This window comes from Qipengyuania rhodophyticola (genome assembly GCF_042493225.1).
GTDB lineage: Bacteria > Pseudomonadota > Alphaproteobacteria > Sphingomonadales > Sphingomonadaceae > Erythrobacter.
The window spans coordinates 1,038,890-1,054,586 of sequence record NZ_CP170454.1; the positions used below are offsets into that span (position 1 = coordinate 1,038,890).

The following is a 15,697-nucleotide window of genomic DNA, read 5'->3' on the forward strand; positions in this document are numbered from 1 at the left end:
CGTGATGGAACAGGCAGATGTGCTGGACCTCTCCCTGAAGGATGAGCACGCGGTCTCCCCGCGCGCTTTGCGGTTCGGGCGACGATTTGCGGGTGAGGTCTTGCCGAGCTTTGGGGATTTGAAACGCCAGCGCTGCACGGATGCTCCCGCCGAAGTTCCACGGGACGAGCTCGCGCCGCTTGTGGCGCTCCTGCATTCGCGCCCGGCGATTGATGCAGAGCTCAATGGCCAGCGCCTTGGCCCACTGGCGCAGCTGGTCGGGGAGGAGCGCTTTGACCTGATTTGCGATAGCCAATTGCCTACCCGCTTATATAATTGCGGCGGGTCTGCCTTGCCGCTCCCCAATGTGGTGCAAAGCGATGGTGAGGCCTTGCTGATTGAGTCCACACGCAGTCCAGAGCTTGCACAATTGGTCGAGCTTGCGGGGCAAATTGCTCGTGAAGCGCCCGCTCCAGAGGCGTCAGCATGAGCGCATTTATGCTTTGCGGTGATGCCATGCTGAGATTGCCCTCTGCGCGGATTGCGCGCGAGGATGTGGCTACCTTTAGACAGAGCGCACAATTGCTCGCCGAAACCAAAGCGCTAAAAGAAAACGCTGCGATCGCGGCGCGAGAGGCGGAACGACGAGGATATGAGCGCGGGCGCGATCAGGCGCTGGAAGAAATGCGCGGTGTCTTGAGCGAGGCGCTTGCGCAGTTGACCAGCGATTTTGCGGCTGAGAATGCGCGGCGAGAGCGCGATGTTGCCTCGGCGGCCATGCATGTGGTCGAACAGACGATCAGCCGGACTGATGATGCGGAGGTCATTTCGGGCCTCGCGCGCGGCGCTTTGCGGCACTCGGGAAGCAGTCCTGATGGTGAGGCTGTCACTGGTGAGACGCGCGTTCAAGTTGCCCCGCAATGGGCGGCGAGCGTGGCGCATTCGCTGGCCGACAATCCTGAGGTGCTGGTCGAGGCTGATCCGGAGCTTGCCGGAATGGGGTGCCGCGTTGTGTCTGGCGAAGGGCGCATCATTGCGGATTTGGATACGCAGCTAGCGGCGCTGCGCGAACGCTGGGGTCTGGACAAACCTGAGCATTCCGAGAGCGGCAATGCTGATGGCTGACACTGGGGTCTCCCATCTGATCGAGGGGCTGCGCGCCCCCCTTTATGAGCAGCGCGGACGACTGGTTGGAGCGGTTGGCACGACCCTGCGCGTGCGCGGAGTGCGCGGCCGGATCGGCGATGTGGTCGAGATCCAGACGCTTGACGAGGAGACGCCGCTCGGCGCGGAAGTCGTTGGGTTTGAGGGCGAAAACCTGCTGTTGACCCCTTTGGGTGAGCTGCGCGGAGTGGCCAGTAATTCCGAAGTCATCCTGCGCGAAATGGCCGACCGTATTCCCGCTAATGACAGTCTGTTGGGCCGGGTGCTCGGAGCCAATGGTGTCCCGATTGATGGTGCTGGACCTGTTCAACTAACCCCGGATCGCCTTCTGATCGCGCCGACACCTTCGCCCATGGACCGGCAACCGATTGAGCGCCCATTGGAAAGCGGCATCCGCGCTGTGGACGCTCTCCTGACGCTAGGTGAGGGGCAGCGCATGGGTATTTTTGCGGCAGCTGGCGGGGGCAAATCGACTTTGCTTGCTATGCTCGCGAGGCAGGCCAATGCTGATGCAATTGTCATTGGCCTGATCGGTGAGCGGGGCCGCGAAGTGCGCGAATTTATCGAGGATGCGCTGGGTGAGCGCGGCCTTGCCCGGTCGGTTGTGGTGGTCGCAACCTCGGATCAACCGGCGATGGAGCGGGTTCGCGCCGCGCGTGCAGCGACGGCGATTGCTGAGGGTTTCCGCGCTCAGGGTAAGCATGTCCTGCTGCTGATGGATAGCGTGACCCGCTATGCGCGAGCCCTCCGTGAGATTGGTCTGGCCGCTGGTGAGCCTGCCGTGCGGCGCGGCCTGCCGCCGTCAGTGTTCGCCGAATTGCCGCGCCTTTTTGAACGTGCGGGCAGCGACGCACATGGCGCGATTACCGCGCTTTATACGGTGCTGACGGAGGGCGAAGAAGAGGACCCGGTTGGCGAAGAAGTGCGTTCCTTGCTCGACGGGCATATCCATTTGTCTCGCAGTTTGGGAGCGCGCGGGCACTATCCGGCGATTGACATCGGGAGCAGCCAATCGCGGCTGTTCCGTAAGCTTGCTGGGTCAGGCCAGGTCGCCGCAGCAGAGGCCATGCGCGCCATGCTCGCCAAGCTCGATGATATCGAGCTGCTTTTGCAAATGGGCGAATATAAAGAGGGACAAGACCCGTTGGCTGATGCTGCTTTGGCGCAGCGCGATGCCATCGAAGCATTCCTGCGGCAACGTCCTGATGAGCCAAGCGATGCGGCGGCCACGCTCGCTCGGTTGCGATCCATTGGAGAGGCAATCCTGTGACGAATAGACTCGATCAGGCAAACCGTATCGCCGATTTACGCGAAAGGCGTGGGGAACGCGTGCGGCGCGAGGCACAAGTGCGGCGGGCGCAATGCGAAGCGCACAAAGCTGAGGCTGACCACGCGCTGATGCTGCAAACGCAGATGCGCGAAGAGGCGGAACATTTGCTCATTGCCGATCCCGCTGACCCGCAATCGCAGCTCTGGCGCACCGTCAATCGGGAGCGCGAGGTACAGGCCGTGACAGCGCGCTATAACTCGCATGAGGAGCTGGTGAAGGCATGTTCGGAGGCTGACCTGGCGCGGCGCGAGCATGAGCGGTGCTGCGAGCGCTCGCGGGTTTTGGCAGACCAAATGGCGCAGCAGCAGCGAGCGATGATGATGCGCGCGGATGAACGTGAAGCAGACGATCTGGCGGAGCGGCTGGGATGAACGGCGCCGGCTCAACTCCTGCTCCGGCTCAGCGCGGGCCTGAACCATCGCGCGCGCCAAACAATGCGGCGCGGACGCATGAGGAGCCGCCACGCCAGCAGGCTGAAAATCGTACATTGCGCGATCGTTTCTCTGAGAAACTTGCTCGCGAGGATGGCGAAAAGTCAGGCTCTGCGAAAGGCGCAACGATTGCCGAAAAGGAAGGCCAAGCGCGTTCCGCCATACTCGAGCAGCAAGGTGAGCGCTCTGATCAAGGCATGCTGTCAGGCGGCGATGATGCGCGCTTGCAACTCGCTGCAGCGACAGCGGCGCGCGAGGCCGGACGCAGTTCTGCGACAATGGACACACAAATGCTCTCCCGCATGGCAGCACAGATCGCGGAGGGGTGGCCTTGCGCGAAAGCAAGTTCGGCGAGCATTCAATTCCCCGAAGGGTCGCTCGCTGAAACCGCGCAAATCAAGCGCGAGGCCGATGGCAGTATTGCGATCCGTATTGCAGGTCTTGATCCGCGTCTGACCGCGCAGCAAACGGGCCGTGCGCATCTGGAACTGCTCAATGCTTTTGCACGGCGCAGGCTGTCAGTGAACTCGCTTCATCTTGAGCGGACGAAGCCCGAACGCGATGAGCTGATCCAGCGCAGGCTGAGCTAGTCCGCTAGGCCTTGCTGTCCGCAATACCGCGCGCTGTCTCATCAATTTGTCCTACCGCGCGCTCCAGCGTTTCCGGCGTTGTAGGCGCATCATTGACGGCAATCACCCGCGCAATCGTATCGAGTGATGCCGCGCCAGGACGCGCCGCCAAGAGCGAGGCGCTTTCCTGGGCAAATAGATCAAGCGAGCGCGCAATCCGGCCTTCATCTGTGGGCCGGGCACGCAAATCTCCAGCGAGCTCCCGGGCGACTGCGCGGATTTCGTAAATGTCCTCGCCCTCGCGAAACTGGTCGCGGTCGCCGGATCGCTCCTCGCGTTCATCGAGCAGGTCGAACTCGCGAGCCATGCGCTCCGCAATCCGTCCCGCTAGTCCGCGCAAGGCGCTTCCTGTGCGGGTAGATTTGCCGCCGCCACCTCTTCCAACAGCAGAGACTGATCCAACGGATGAAGGACGAATGGAGCCGACCATAGCGCTTACCTGGCCGCCGCTACGGCTTGCCTGATCGAGGTCAGTGCGGCGGGCGAAGCGACCATGCCAGCCGCAGTCATCTCAGAGTTTGGCCATGCGCCACTCGCGAATTGTCGTTGGACTTCGGCTTGGCTTGGTGGAGGCCAGATCGGCGCCTTGGCTTTGGCAGAGGCAAGCAGTTTTTCGCGCAAGGGATCTTGCGAGGCATCCTTAGCTGGCGTGGTCAGCATCGTTGCTGGCAAAGCGCCTTTGTTCGCCACTTGCCAGGGGTTCGCGCCCGCAATCATCAGTATCTCAGCCGAGGCATAATCGCCGAAGCTGATTGCTGCCTCCAGCGGGGTGCCGCCGACCGCATCGCTGTGATTCACATTCGCACCTGCCCTTGCAAGCAGGCTCACTGCATCGGCCCGCTCGAAATACAACACTTCGCGCAAGGGCGTGTTGCTGCCTGGCTCATGTGCGTCCGGCGCTGCGCCAGCTTGTAATAACATGGTCGCCATCAGCGGCTCGTCCGCCAGCAATGCATAAGTGAGCGGGGTTCCTGCTGGAATGCCATCTGGGTCGGCACCAAGCTCCAGCAAGGCGCCCAGCATGCGCGCGTCACAATTAGCAATCGCAAAGCTTAGGAGGCCGCCCGTGTTGCCATCCGATGCGCGCTCACCCTGTTGTAAAACACGGCTGGTGGCCAGCAGGCGCGGATTGCGCGCCACCATTGCTCCGACTTCATCAACATCGCCAGCGAGCACTGCATCATAGATACGCTTACCGCCCTCGCCATTGCTGAGAAATGGGCGCACCTTTTGCGTCTGCGGAAGGCTCGGCTGCGATCTTTTGAAGCAAGGTGAGGCTTCGTTCAAGGACGTGCAACTCCCGGTCAAGAGGGCCGCCGCAAGCGCAGAATGCTTCGCGACGTTGGCAATAAGTTTCATAGCCGTTGGGAGTATAGGAGGCGAAGGAAAGTCCGCCAAGTCACTTCGTGGTCTCGGCTTTGGTATGCGTTCGCGGCGCGTCTACTGCGGAAGGCTAGAGAGGACATAGCTCATATAATGACGGCTCACGGCGTTGTCCTGATACCAGCGCATATCCTCGGGGCGGACAGGCTCCAGCTCAATGCGGTCACCGACAGCTTCTGGCATGTCGAGATTGCGCGCACCAAACAATCCGCCAATGAGCGCACCAACCATGCGATCACCACCATCCTGAAGGGTGGAGAGGATCTCGCCGCGCACGTAGAACGCGCTGATATCGGGCACATCAATTCGGCCATCCCGACCGGCAATAGTTTGCGCTTCGCCCAGAGTGGTTTGCGACAGACCAGCTGCGTTGAATGTCACCGCATCTATCTCTGCCGCAAGGCTAGCCGCCGATGCGAGCCCGCCGCCAAGCGAGTGGCCGGTTAGCGTGACCCGCGCGCCTTCGGGCACAATAACCCGCCGCCCGATTTCGAGTGCACGGTTATAATGATCCGTCTGGAAGCCGGCCCCCTGTTTCAGGTTGGCCGCCCAGTCGCTACCGCTTTGTGTGCCCCTGAAAGAAACCACATAACTCGTCTGCCCAGCGATATCGCGGGTGTAAACCTCAGCGCGGAATTCCGATTGCGGAGAGCTGAGCATGTTCTCGGTCAGGCCGATTGAGGCCAGCTCTGTTGCCGAAGCAAGCTCCCAGCCGGGCGGCGGCGCAGTGCCGGGCGCATAGACATCTGCCGCCATTGCAGCGAGTTCGCGCGTCGATGGGGCGGGCGGGATGCTGGCAGTTTGGGTTTGGGCAAACTGACCCTGCGGCCCGGCGTTCTGAACTGGCGTAAATTCCGCGAGTTGCGCACGCGGAGTGGGCTGGATCGCGCCGCTATGCAGTGCTGCTTGTGCCGCCGCTATCCGGGCCTCGCTGGCACCTGCCAAGCCGGATTGCGTAAGCGCGCCGGTATTGCCGCCAATACGAGCGGATTGGAGGGCGTTATCATTGCCAATGCCGGATGTCCGGTTTGTCTCCACGGGCGATTGCTCCAAAAGCGACGATTCTCAATCAAATCGTCATCGCATAGGGGCGCTGCTACGTCTCTATACGTTTCGTATAGGTGGCGCATTTTACATGCCTAGAAACGGTCCCAAATGGTCGCGAGCAAAGCGTCGTCGAGCTCGATTTCGGTAAGACGCGGATAGGTGTCGCCGCTGGAACAGCTGTCCATCGCCACCAGCCCGGCATTCTTTACTTGAGCGCTTGGCCCGGAGAAGCCAAGCAATGCTTCTTTCAGTCTGGGGCCGCGCCGTCCGCGCCTTTTGATGGCGTGATGGAGTGTGCCTTCCTCGGCGCTATACGCCAGCGTTCCCGTTTCGAAAGAACAGCCACCGACCGCGACACCGCGCGCAGTCGCATAACCTTTGCCATCGGTTTTCACGATCACCGCCGCAACCGCGGAATCGAGCAAGATTGGCAGGATCCGTCCGTAAAGGCCGGGCTGCCCCGCATTGGTAGGGTAAGCTGCTTCGCTAGAGAGGAAAAGGCGATAGCCCGCATCACTCACCCAGTCTGGGTTGCCAGCGGCGGACCGCAATTCTGCCTCGCGTGATGTATAGGCGGTGAGGACGCAGGTAAGCTGTTGCTCTTCGCCAGCAAACCGCATGCAGGCGTCGCGGCTGGCGGCCCATGCTATCCGGCGACTGGCGAACCCGCGATTGCCGCTTTGCGTCGCTTCCAGCTGAGCGACTGACCTTAGTAATGTGCCGGTTGCGCTACCCGGCACCTGACAGACTAACGCTAAGGCAGGCTCGCTTGGCGCTGTGCATACGTCTGCAGCGGCGCCTTGCGGCCGTGCGGCGTCAGCAAGCAGCTTTGCTTCGCCGGGAAAGAGCATGATCGCGCGGCGCGGGCTGCGCAAGACAATTGGCCCAGCCAGCAATGCGCCTTGAAGCGAACGCAAGTGGTCAAGCGCGAGTTCTGTTTGATCGATCCTCGCGCCAGAAAGGTCCATTTCCGGCCAGAAGAAATCATGGAAGCTCGCCCGCCGAAGGTTTGCGCCAGTCAAGCTCATTCCCTCGCGATCAGTTGGGCAACCCGTTTCCGCGCTGTTCCCGCATACTACGCGAAAGCCGGTCAGGTTCGCGCCGGTCAGATTGAGATCGCGGACTGACCCACTCCACCCGCCATCAAGCTGGCCTTGCCGCCAGTCGGCCTCGCGTGCGTCGACAAAAGTCAGCGTCGCATCGCGCATCAATACATGCGGCAATTTGGTGCGTGCCATTTTCGCGCCGGTGAGATCGACGTTTATGAATCCAAGCCCGCTCCCGGAAACGCCGGTCCAGTCTGTTTGGCTGAGGTCCGTTCCGAAAAAGCAGACATCGTAGAGCCTGCCCTTTCGAAAGCTCTGCCCCACAAACGACCCGCCTCTAATAAAAATTGTACCGGCCCGCGTTTTGCGGCGGATCTTCTCCAAATCGCGCACCTTGCGCAGACCCGATGCATCAATGGCGAAGCCGGGCTCTCTGCTACCAAGCGCCGGGGCATTTGCGAGGCAGGAGTTTTCCGGGATCGGCACATCTTCAAACAGATTGCTGCCGCCGCGCTTCGCGGTGACAATAATCGCACCGCTCGTGCGGGCAAAATCATCGCCCAAAACGCCGGTACTTGCGGTGGTCTCGCCCGCCTCGCCGGTTTCAGCAGCCGCTTGGGCAAGAGCTGGATATGGGCTCGCGGTGCCGCCGATCGCTGTGAGCGCAAATAGTCCGCTCATCATCAAAAACGCGGCGAAATGACGAGGGGTTGAGCGGCCTGTTGCGGGCATTGCGACTCCTGTAGATGGGCGAAGAGTGTGCGGCGCTTTCACATGGTTTTGCAAGACCTTGTTACATTGCGAGGACTCATGCGTCGCCCGTGCGGGGCGCTCTGTCGCAGGGCGCTCATAGAGGGCGGCGTGGGTGTCGGCACACCGCCTATGCGTTTTGCAGAGGGGTTCTATGCATTCTGCTGATACTGCGACTCACCAAGAGGCGTCACAACACTTCCCAAGACGAATGCACTTTCAGCCCGTCTTCGGTAAAAAGGAGTTTTGTTATGTTTGGTCTTGGTGGTCTCGCCCGTTCGCTCGTAAACCCAGTCAGCCTGATGCAGATTGCAATGGGGCCCGCCGGTTGGGCTAGCCTCGCAATGCGCACTATCGGCGCACAGATTGGGATGAACGCGATCCAGCAATTGGGCCAGCGGCTCGGACTGCCGCAGCCCATGATCGACATGGCGCAGGCATCATTCGCACAAAGCGCTGGCATGCCTGGTTTGGCACGGCAAAATATCGCTGAGGCGGTCAACGGTATGGCGGATCAGTTCAATCTAAGCCCACGTGATACCGCTCAGCTGACCAGTGCTGCGACAACTGACGTCAATGAGATCATTGAGAAGTTCGCGGAAGCTATCAAGCAGGGCGAGAGAGAATCTGAAAGCGCAAGCCGCCGGGGCAAGGGTCGCAGCTGGCTCCAGGTGATTGCGGACAGCATGGCCAAAGTACTTGATCAGAAGGTCGAAGACATGGACCGTCTGGCGCAGAAGCTCGACAAGCAAGGCAAGAACAAGTCCGTTTCCCTGTCAACTGATCTGCAGGTCGCTGGTCAGGAATTCTCCTTCCTGATGAACACCACCAGCACTGTCATCAAGACGATCGGCGAAGGCCTCAGCGCAATGGCTCGGAAACAGTAATTCCGGCTAGTCTTCAAACCTCAAACGCGAACAGGAGGCAGCTTGTGCTGTCTCCTGTTTTGCTGTAATTGTTTATATAACAGGGGCATGCACAGCGCGAATTATAAAGGAGCGCACCGGATGCAAATTCTACGCAACCTGATCATCTCAAGCATCTTACTCTTATCGGCTGTTTTTGCGGCACCAGCGGCAATGGCGAATGGTTTCATGCAAAACTGGACCCCGCAACTGGGCGGATACGATCCGGTGAGTATCGCCTTGGAGAATAACACGCAAACAGCTGGCGTACCGTTGAACCTTACGCCACCTGCCTCGATTGATGTCGCTGGCACTGACTTTTCCTACCGCAATGACAAAGCGCGTACTCAGCAAAATTTGCGCAGGTTTGTCGAACGCACGCCAGAGGCTGCTGGTCGAGCAGATTTGCAGAATATGATTGCGGCACAGCCCACGATCATCGAGGAAATCGGCGGGGCGATGCGCGGTTTTGGACTCGATCCGCACAATGTCGCTGACGCTTATGCGATGTGGTGGGTCAATGCGTGGTCGGCAGCAAACAAGACTGGTAAGCAGCCCAGCGCATCCACGGTAGCTGCGGTTAGGCAACAGACCCGCAACGCTATCGCGGCGACACCAGATTTTGCCAATGCGAGTGATGCGGACCGTCAGGAATATGCCGAGGCGTTGATGCTTCAAGCGATGCTTCTGTCGCGCGCTTTCAATGAAAGACAGGGTGATCCAGCCCAGCTTGAAGAGCTTGCCAATGCTACCAAGAAAGGTGCCAAGGCTAGCGGTCTTGACCTTTCGCTGATGAGGCTCACTGAGAACGGTTTTGTGCCACGTGCTGGAGCTGATGCGAGCGATGCGACAGTCTCTGAGGATGATCCCAAGCTAGCGATGGCGACTGAGACTGGAGAGCAAGCTGGCGACGCAGGGCCAAGCGATATGCCGACTTATCTCGGCATTGCCGGTGCAGCAGTTGCCGGTCTTGGTTTGGCTTTCGTCGCAGGAAAATCGATGGGCAATAAAGGCTGACTATTTGGAGGGTGTTCGCTTTTTGGCGGGGCCACTCAGCCGACCCTATCTCCAATGAAAAAGGGCGGCATCTTGCGATACCGCCCTTCCATCTGCAGGCGCTTCAAGACACCTGCAAAACTTGCCACAAGATCGCCTGAGCCTTGGCTCAAGCAACCCGCAAAACCCAATTACTTGAGTTCGACCGTGCCGCCAGCGGCTTCGATCTTGGTCTTGATTTCCTCAGCTTCAGCCTTGGACGCGCCTTCCTTAAGTGGCTTAGGTGCGCCTTCAACGAGAGCCTTCGCATCGCCGAGACCCAGGCCAGTGATGGCGCGGACTTCTTTGATGACTTGGATTTTCTTGCCGCCGTCGCCGGTGAGAACGACGTCAAATTCGTCTTTCTCTTCAGCAGCACCGCCCGCGTCGCCGCCGCCAGCACCAGGTGCAGCGACCGCAACAGCAGCCGCGGCAGAAACGCCCCACTCTTCTTCAAGAGCAGTCGCCAGCTCAGCGGCTTCCAGGACGGTCAGTTTCGAAAGTTCTTCAACAAGTTTGGCAATATCAGCCATAATGTATCACTCCAATTTGTGCGGGGTGCCGGATTATGCGGTCAGCCCCAAATGCATTTGCTTCGTAATGGAAAAACCGCTTACGCTGCTTCTTTGGCGCCTTGGGCACCGAAGACGCGAGCGAGCTTGTTTGCAGGTGCGTTGACGACCTGAGCAACCTTGGTTGCCGGTGCGTTCATCAGACCCACAAGTTTACCGCGCAGCTCATCGAGGCTTGGCATCGAGGCAAGTGCCTTGACCCCAGCTTGGTCGAGAACCTGCGTGCCCATAGAACCACCAACAATTTCAAGTTTGTCATTGGTCTTGGCGAATTCCACCGCAGCTTTAGCAGCTGAAACCGGATCCTCGGAATAGGCGAGGGCGGTAGGACCGGACAGGAATTCTTCCAGGCCGGTGTAATCGGTGTTTTCAAGAGCACGCTTGGCGAGGCGATTTTTCGCAACCTTATAAGTCGCACCAACTTCACGCATCTTTGAACGCAATTCAGTGGACTGTGCCACCGTCAGGCCGAGATTGCGCGTGACAACGACCACGCCGCTCTCTCCAAAGACTGCATTGAGCTGGGCAACCGCATCGGCTTTTTGCGAACGATCCATGCCATACTCCTTCTACATGGCCGCGCGTGAAAGCATCCGCGCACGACCGGCTCGTGTTTCCCAGCGACGCTAATCGCCGCTGGCAAAAGTCCATTGATGGGGAAGGAGGCACGCCCACTTTGTGGCATGCAATACGGGCGACTTAGAAGCGGCCCGTGAAAATCTCTTTTCCCCGTCTAGGCTGGAAATTAAGAAAGCCCAATTGCTTCCACCAACTGTCTCGGACGGATGATCAAAAAGCCCGAGGGCTCTTCAACCGAAGCGCGCCATTAGCTTCATGGGCCGTTGAGTCAAGCAAAACTGGTCCTCATCGCAAAGAGCGAGGGGAAGCGTGGTCATTCAAACCTGCGCAAATATCCCTGTTGACGCGCCTGCGCACTCTTTCTACATGCTCTTCGCAACCGCATACTTCGAGCGAGTCTGATCCGTGCGCGTAGGATCGGTCCCAGGATTGGAAGTGGCGATTACCATATTCGCGACGCTGTATTGAGCTGCAACAGGCCAACGGTTCCGGTGGTACAGTACGTTGCGGCGTTTTTGCGTCTTCCGGGTGTGGGCTCTCATGCGTTTAAAACATGATCATTCGGCCAGATGCGCAGCGCGTCTGGCGAGCAGCAAAAGGCACGTTTTACCTTATGGCTACCAAGGCGAAAGCTCCTAAGAGCGCCTCATCGGGCACCGCGAAGCGGCGCATCCGCAAGATCTTTGGCGACATTCACGAAGTCGTCGATATGCCGAACCTGATTGAGGTTCAGCGCGAGAGCTATGAGCAGTTCCTGCGTTCCAATAAAGAGATCGACTATGTGTCGGGCCTTGAAAAGACGCTGCGCAGTGTCTTCCCGATCCGCGACTTTGCCGGGACCGCAGAGCTTGACTTCGTTCATTACGAGTTAGAGCACCCCAAGCACGACACCACTGAGTGTAAGCAGCGCGGGATCACTTATGCTGCGCCGATGAAAGTGACGCTGCGCCTGATCGTGTTTGAGGTCGACCAAGAGACCGAAACGCGCTCTGTCCTCGATATTAAGGAGCAGGACGTTTACATGGGCGACATGCCGCTCATGACGGATAATGGCACTTTCATTATCAACGGCACTGAGCGCGTTATCGTGTCGCAAATGCACCGTTCGCCGGGCGTTCTGTTTGATCACGATCGCGGCAAAACGCACAGCTCAGGCAAGCTGCTGTTTGCTGCGCGTATTATTCCATATCGCGGCAGCTGGCTCGACTTTGAGTTTGATGCCAAGGACATCGTCAACGTCCGGATCGACCGTAAGCGTAAGCTGCCGGTCACTGCGCTGCTCTATGCGCTGGGCCTCGATAGTGAAGAGATCCTTCACCACTTCTACAACATAGTGGAGTGGGAGCGTGTCGCTGGCAAAGGCGGTGACGATGCTGGCGGCTGGAAAATCGGATTCGATCCAGAAGTATGGCGCGGCCAGAAGCCTGCCTTTGCACTGGTCGATGCGAAAACTGGCGAGGAAATCTTCCCCGCTGGTCAGAAGATCAGCCCGCGCGCAGCCAACAAAGCTGCGAAAGACGGCGTTAAAGACCTGCTGCTGCCGGCTGATGAAGTATTTGGCCATTTCGCAGCCCGCGACCTGATCGATGAGAAAACCGGCCGGATTTACATCGAAGCTGGCGACGAAGTTGGCGCGGAGAACCTCGAAGTTCTCGATGCGGCTGGTGTCGACCGGATCGAACTGCTCGACATTGATGACATCACCACCGGCCCATGGATGCGCAACACCCTGAAAGTCGACAAGGCTGAGAACCGTGATGAAGGTCTGGAAGCGATCTACAAGGTCATGCGCCCGGGCGAGCCACCAACCAAGGAAACCGCAGAAGCGCTGTTCGAAGGCCTGTTCTTCGACGGTGAGCGTTATGATCTTTCTGCGGTTGGCCGCGTGAAATTGAACATGCGTCTCGAGCTCGACGCGGAAGACACAGTCACCACGCTGCGCAAGGAAGACATCCTTGCTGTGGTCAAGGAGCTGGTCGATCTGAAGGATGGCAAGGGCGAAGTCGATGATATCGATAACCTTGGCAATCGCCGGGTCCGCTCGGTCGGTGAGCTGCTGGAAAACCAGTACCGCGTTGGCCTGCTGCGCATGGAGCGTGCTGTTAAGGAGCGTATGTCTTCGGTCGATGTTTCGACAGTGATGCCAAACGATCTGATCAATGCGAAGCCGGCAGTTGCTGCGGTTCGCGAATTCTTCGGCTCTTCGCAGCTGTCGCAATTCATGGATCAGACCAATCCTTTGTCGGAAGTTACGCACAAGCGCCGCGTTTCGGCGCTTGGCCCAGGCGGTCTAACGCGTGAGCGCGCTGGCTTTGAAGTCCGCGACGTTCACCCAACCCACTATGGCCGGATCTGCCCGATTGAAACGCCGGAAGGCCCGAACATCGGCCTGATCAACTCGCTGGCATCGTTTAGCCGGGTCAATAAATACGGCTTTATTGAAACGCCGTATCGCCAGATCAAAGACGGCGCGGTCACCAGCGAAGTGACGTATCTCTCTGCGATGGAAGAGCAAAAGCATACAGTGGCCCAGGCCTCGGCTGAGCTGGATGCCAAGGGACATTTTGTTGAGGAGTTCGTCTCTGCCCGTCAGAACGGCGATTACTTCATGGCGCCGCGTGACCAGGTCACGCTGATGGACGTCTCGCCAAAGCAGCTTGTGTCGGTTGCGGCCTCGCTCATCCCGTTCCTGGAAAACGATGACGCTAACCGCGCTCTGATGGGCTCGAACATGCAGCGTCAGGCCGTGCCATTGGTCAAGGCGGAAGCGCCTTGGGTCGGCACTGGCATGGAAGAAACAGTGGCGCGCGATTCCGGCGCTGCGATCACCGCGACACGCGGCGGCATTGTTGACCAGGTCGACGCCACCCGCATCGTGATCCGCGCAATCGGTGATGTTGAGCCGGGCCAATCCGGCGTGGACATTTACTCATTGCAGAAATTCCAACGCTCCAACCAAAACACCTGCATTAACCAGCGCCCGCTGGTGAAGGTTGGTGAAACGGTTGAGCCGGGCGATGTTATTGCGGACGGTCCATCGACTGACCTTGGTGAGCTGGCGCTGGGCAAAAATAGCCTCGTCGCCTTCATGCCTTGGAATGGCTATAACTATGAGGATTCGATCCTCATTTCAGAGCGTATCGTGAAGGATGACGTCTTCACCTCGATCCATATCGAGGAGTTTGAAGTCATGGCCCGCGATACAAAGCTTGGCCCTGAAGACATCACCCGCGACATCCCCAATGTCGGCGAGGAAGCACTGCGCAACCTCGATGAGGCGGGCATTGTCTACATCGGTGCCGAAGTGCATCCGGGCGACATTCTGGCGGGCAAGATCACGCCTAAGGGTGAAAGCCCGATGACGCCGGAAGAAAAGCTGCTGCGCGCGATCTTTGGCGAGAAAGCCAGCGATGTACGTGACACCTCATTGCGCCTGCCGCCGGGCGTTGCGGGCACTGTGGTCGAGGTTCGCGTCTTCAACCGTCACGGTATCGAGATCGATGACCGTACGCGCGCGATCCAAAACGAAGAGATCGAGCGTCTGCGCAAGGATAGCCAGGACGAACGCGCAATTCTCAACCGGGCGACGTATAACCGTCTGCGCGATATGCTGGTGGGTCAGACCTCTTCTGCTGTGCCGAAGGGCGCGAAGAAGGGCGAGAAGATCACTGAGAGCGTTCTGGCTGAAATCGAGAAGCACGAATGGTTCAAATTCGCTGTCGCCAATGACAAGCGTCAGGCTCAGATCGAAGCGGTCAAGAGCCAGTATGACGATGCCGTTGGCCTGATCGACGCCAAGTTTGAAGACCGCAAGGAAAAGCTGGAGCGCGGCGATGAACTCGCACCGGGCGTCCTGAAAATGGTCAAAGTCTTCGTCGCGGTGAAGCGTAAGCTGCAACCGGGCGATAAGATGGCTGGCCGCCACGGGAACAAGGGTGTGATCAGCCGGATCCTTCCGGTCGAAGACATGCCATTCCTCGAGGACGGTACGCCGGTTGATGTTGTGCTCAACCCGCTCGGCGTGCCGAGCCGGATGAACGTAGGGCAGATCTTTGAAACGCACCTTGGCATGGCGGCACGCAATCTGGGTCACCAGATTTCCGACGCTCTGACCGAGTGGAAGCGGGCGAACCCCGATGCAGCGGAGGATTATGCGAAGGCTAAACCTCCCGAAGCGGTCATGGACCGTCTGAAGGAAGTTTACGGCGAGCAGTATCACGATGCGCTCGACGCACGTTCGACCGAGGACATTGTCGAGCTGGCCGGTAATCTGGGTGCAGGTGTGCCAATGGGTACGCCGGTGTTTGACGGCGCCCGCGAAGGCGATGTTACCGTTGAGCTGGAAAAGGCCGGCCTGCATAGCTCAGGCCAGTCGATCCTGTTTGATGGCCGCACGGGTGAGGCATTCGACCGCCGCGTGACAGTGGGCATTATCTACATGCTCAAACTGCACCACTTGGTCGATGACAAGATCCACGCCCGTTCGATCGGACCATACTCGCTCGTCACGCAGCAGCCGCTGGGTGGTAAGGCGCAGTTCGGTGGTCAGCGCTTCGGTGAGATGGAGGTCTGGGCACTTCAGGCCTACGGTGCGGCATATACGCTGCAGGAAATCCTCACCGTTAAGTCGGACGATGTGATCGGCCGGACCAAGGTCTATGAAGCGATCGTCAAGGGCGACGATACCTTCGAGGCGGGCATTCCAGAGAGCTTTAACGTGCTCGTGAAGGAAATGCGGAGCCTTGGCCTGAATGTCGAACTCACCTCGCTGTCTGACGGCGAGGAAGACGACGACGGTATGCAGATCGCGGCGGAGTAAGAACGTGGGCCGCGGCTAAGCCCGCGGC

14 protein-coding genes are annotated in these 15,697 nt (G+C 59.1%); 8 read left to right on the top strand and 6 right to left on the bottom strand.

What is annotated here, in order from left to right; all coding sequences use genetic code 11:
* Position 1: 1 nt before the first annotated feature.
* From ACFCXQ_RS04925 to ACFCXQ_RS04945, 5 genes are read left to right on the top strand one after another with little or no spacing between them, the layout of a single operon-like run.
* On the top strand, positions 2-469 hold the full coding sequence (locus ACFCXQ_RS04925) for a hypothetical protein (RefSeq protein WP_379553653.1): 468 nt from the start codon (positions 2-4) through the stop codon (positions 467-469).
* Positions 466-1,104 carry a hypothetical protein gene (locus ACFCXQ_RS04930; protein ID WP_379553655.1) on the top strand — a complete coding sequence of 213 codons (639 nt, stop codon included), beginning with the start codon at positions 466-468 and terminating at the stop codon, positions 1,102-1,104. Before ACFCXQ_RS04925 ends, ACFCXQ_RS04930 begins: the two co-directional genes overlap by 4 nt.
* Complete coding sequence (locus tag ACFCXQ_RS04935) at positions 1,097-2,413, top strand: FliI/YscN family ATPase (protein ID WP_379553657.1); 1,317 nt, start codon at positions 1,097-1,099, stop codon at positions 2,411-2,413. The genes ACFCXQ_RS04930 and ACFCXQ_RS04935 overlap by 8 nt, the downstream gene beginning before the upstream one ends.
* Positions 2,410-2,844 (top strand): hypothetical protein, encoded by a 435-nt coding sequence (locus ACFCXQ_RS04940; RefSeq protein ID WP_379553659.1) that lies wholly within the window; start codon positions 2,410-2,412, stop codon positions 2,842-2,844. The genes ACFCXQ_RS04935 and ACFCXQ_RS04940 overlap by 4 nt, the downstream gene beginning before the upstream one ends.
* Complete coding sequence (locus tag ACFCXQ_RS04945; RefSeq protein WP_379553661.1) at positions 2,841-3,494, top strand: hypothetical protein; 654 nt, start codon at positions 2,841-2,843, stop codon at positions 3,492-3,494. Before ACFCXQ_RS04940 ends, ACFCXQ_RS04945 begins: the two co-directional genes overlap by 4 nt.
* 4 nt (positions 3,495-3,498) lie before the next feature.
* On the opposite strand, the gene ACFCXQ_RS04950 is transcribed toward ACFCXQ_RS04945, so the two are convergent.
* The 4 genes from ACFCXQ_RS04950 to ACFCXQ_RS04965 all read right to left on the bottom strand — a co-directional run bounded on the left by ACFCXQ_RS04950 (position 3,499) and on the right by ACFCXQ_RS04965 (position 7,741).
* Positions 3,499-3,963 carry a hypothetical protein gene (locus ACFCXQ_RS04950; RefSeq protein ID WP_379553663.1) on the bottom strand — a complete coding sequence of 155 codons (465 nt, stop codon included), beginning with the start codon at positions 3,961-3,963 and terminating at the stop codon, positions 3,499-3,501.
* A gap of 5 nt (positions 3,964-3,968) precedes the next feature.
* The gene (locus ACFCXQ_RS04955; RefSeq protein ID WP_379553665.1) at positions 3,969-4,760 is read right to left on the bottom strand and encodes an ankyrin repeat domain-containing protein; all 792 of its coding nucleotides are present in this window, start codon (positions 4,758-4,760) and stop codon (positions 3,969-3,971) included.
* 213 nt (positions 4,761-4,973) lie between these two features.
* A complete protein-coding gene (locus tag ACFCXQ_RS04960; RefSeq protein WP_379553667.1) occupies positions 4,974-5,954 on the bottom strand; it encodes a hypothetical protein in 981 nt (326 codons plus the stop codon).
* Between the two features lie 101 nt (positions 5,955-6,055).
* Positions 6,056-7,741 (bottom strand): pentapeptide repeat-containing protein, encoded by a 1,686-nt coding sequence (locus ACFCXQ_RS04965; RefSeq protein WP_379553669.1) that lies wholly within the window; start codon positions 7,739-7,741, stop codon positions 6,056-6,058.
* Positions 7,742-8,010: 269 nt separating this feature from the next.
* Between ACFCXQ_RS04965 and ACFCXQ_RS04970 the strand changes: the two genes are divergently transcribed.
* Together ACFCXQ_RS04970 and ACFCXQ_RS04975 are read left to right on the top strand one after the other, a co-directional pair.
* Positions 8,011-8,646, top strand: a complete 636-nt coding sequence (locus ACFCXQ_RS04970; protein WP_379553671.1) for a hypothetical protein — start codon at positions 8,011-8,013, stop codon at positions 8,644-8,646.
* Positions 8,647-8,766: 120 nt separating this feature from the next.
* Complete coding sequence (locus ACFCXQ_RS04975; RefSeq protein ID WP_379553673.1) at positions 8,767-9,681, top strand: DUF6683 family protein; 915 nt, start codon at positions 8,767-8,769, stop codon at positions 9,679-9,681.
* A gap of 170 nt (positions 9,682-9,851) precedes the next feature.
* Here ACFCXQ_RS04975 and rplL read toward each other — a convergent pair whose 3' ends face one another.
* Positions 9,852-10,232, bottom strand: a complete 381-nt coding sequence (gene rplL / locus ACFCXQ_RS04980) for a 50S ribosomal protein L7/L12 (protein ID WP_379553675.1) — start codon at positions 10,230-10,232, stop codon at positions 9,852-9,854.
* Positions 10,233-10,312: 80 nt separating this feature from the next.
* Positions 10,313-10,828, bottom strand: coding sequence for a 50S ribosomal protein L10 (gene rplJ / locus ACFCXQ_RS04985; RefSeq protein ID WP_379553677.1), 516 nt, complete (start codon positions 10,826-10,828; stop codon positions 10,313-10,315).
* Between the two features lie 635 nt (positions 10,829-11,463).
* On the opposite strand from rplJ, the gene rpoB reads away from it, so the two are divergent.
* On the top strand, positions 11,464-15,669 hold the full coding sequence (rpoB, locus tag ACFCXQ_RS04990) for a DNA-directed RNA polymerase subunit beta (RefSeq protein ID WP_379554544.1): 4,206 nt from the start codon (positions 11,464-11,466) through the stop codon (positions 15,667-15,669).
* Positions 15,670-15,697: the final 28 nt, after the last annotated feature.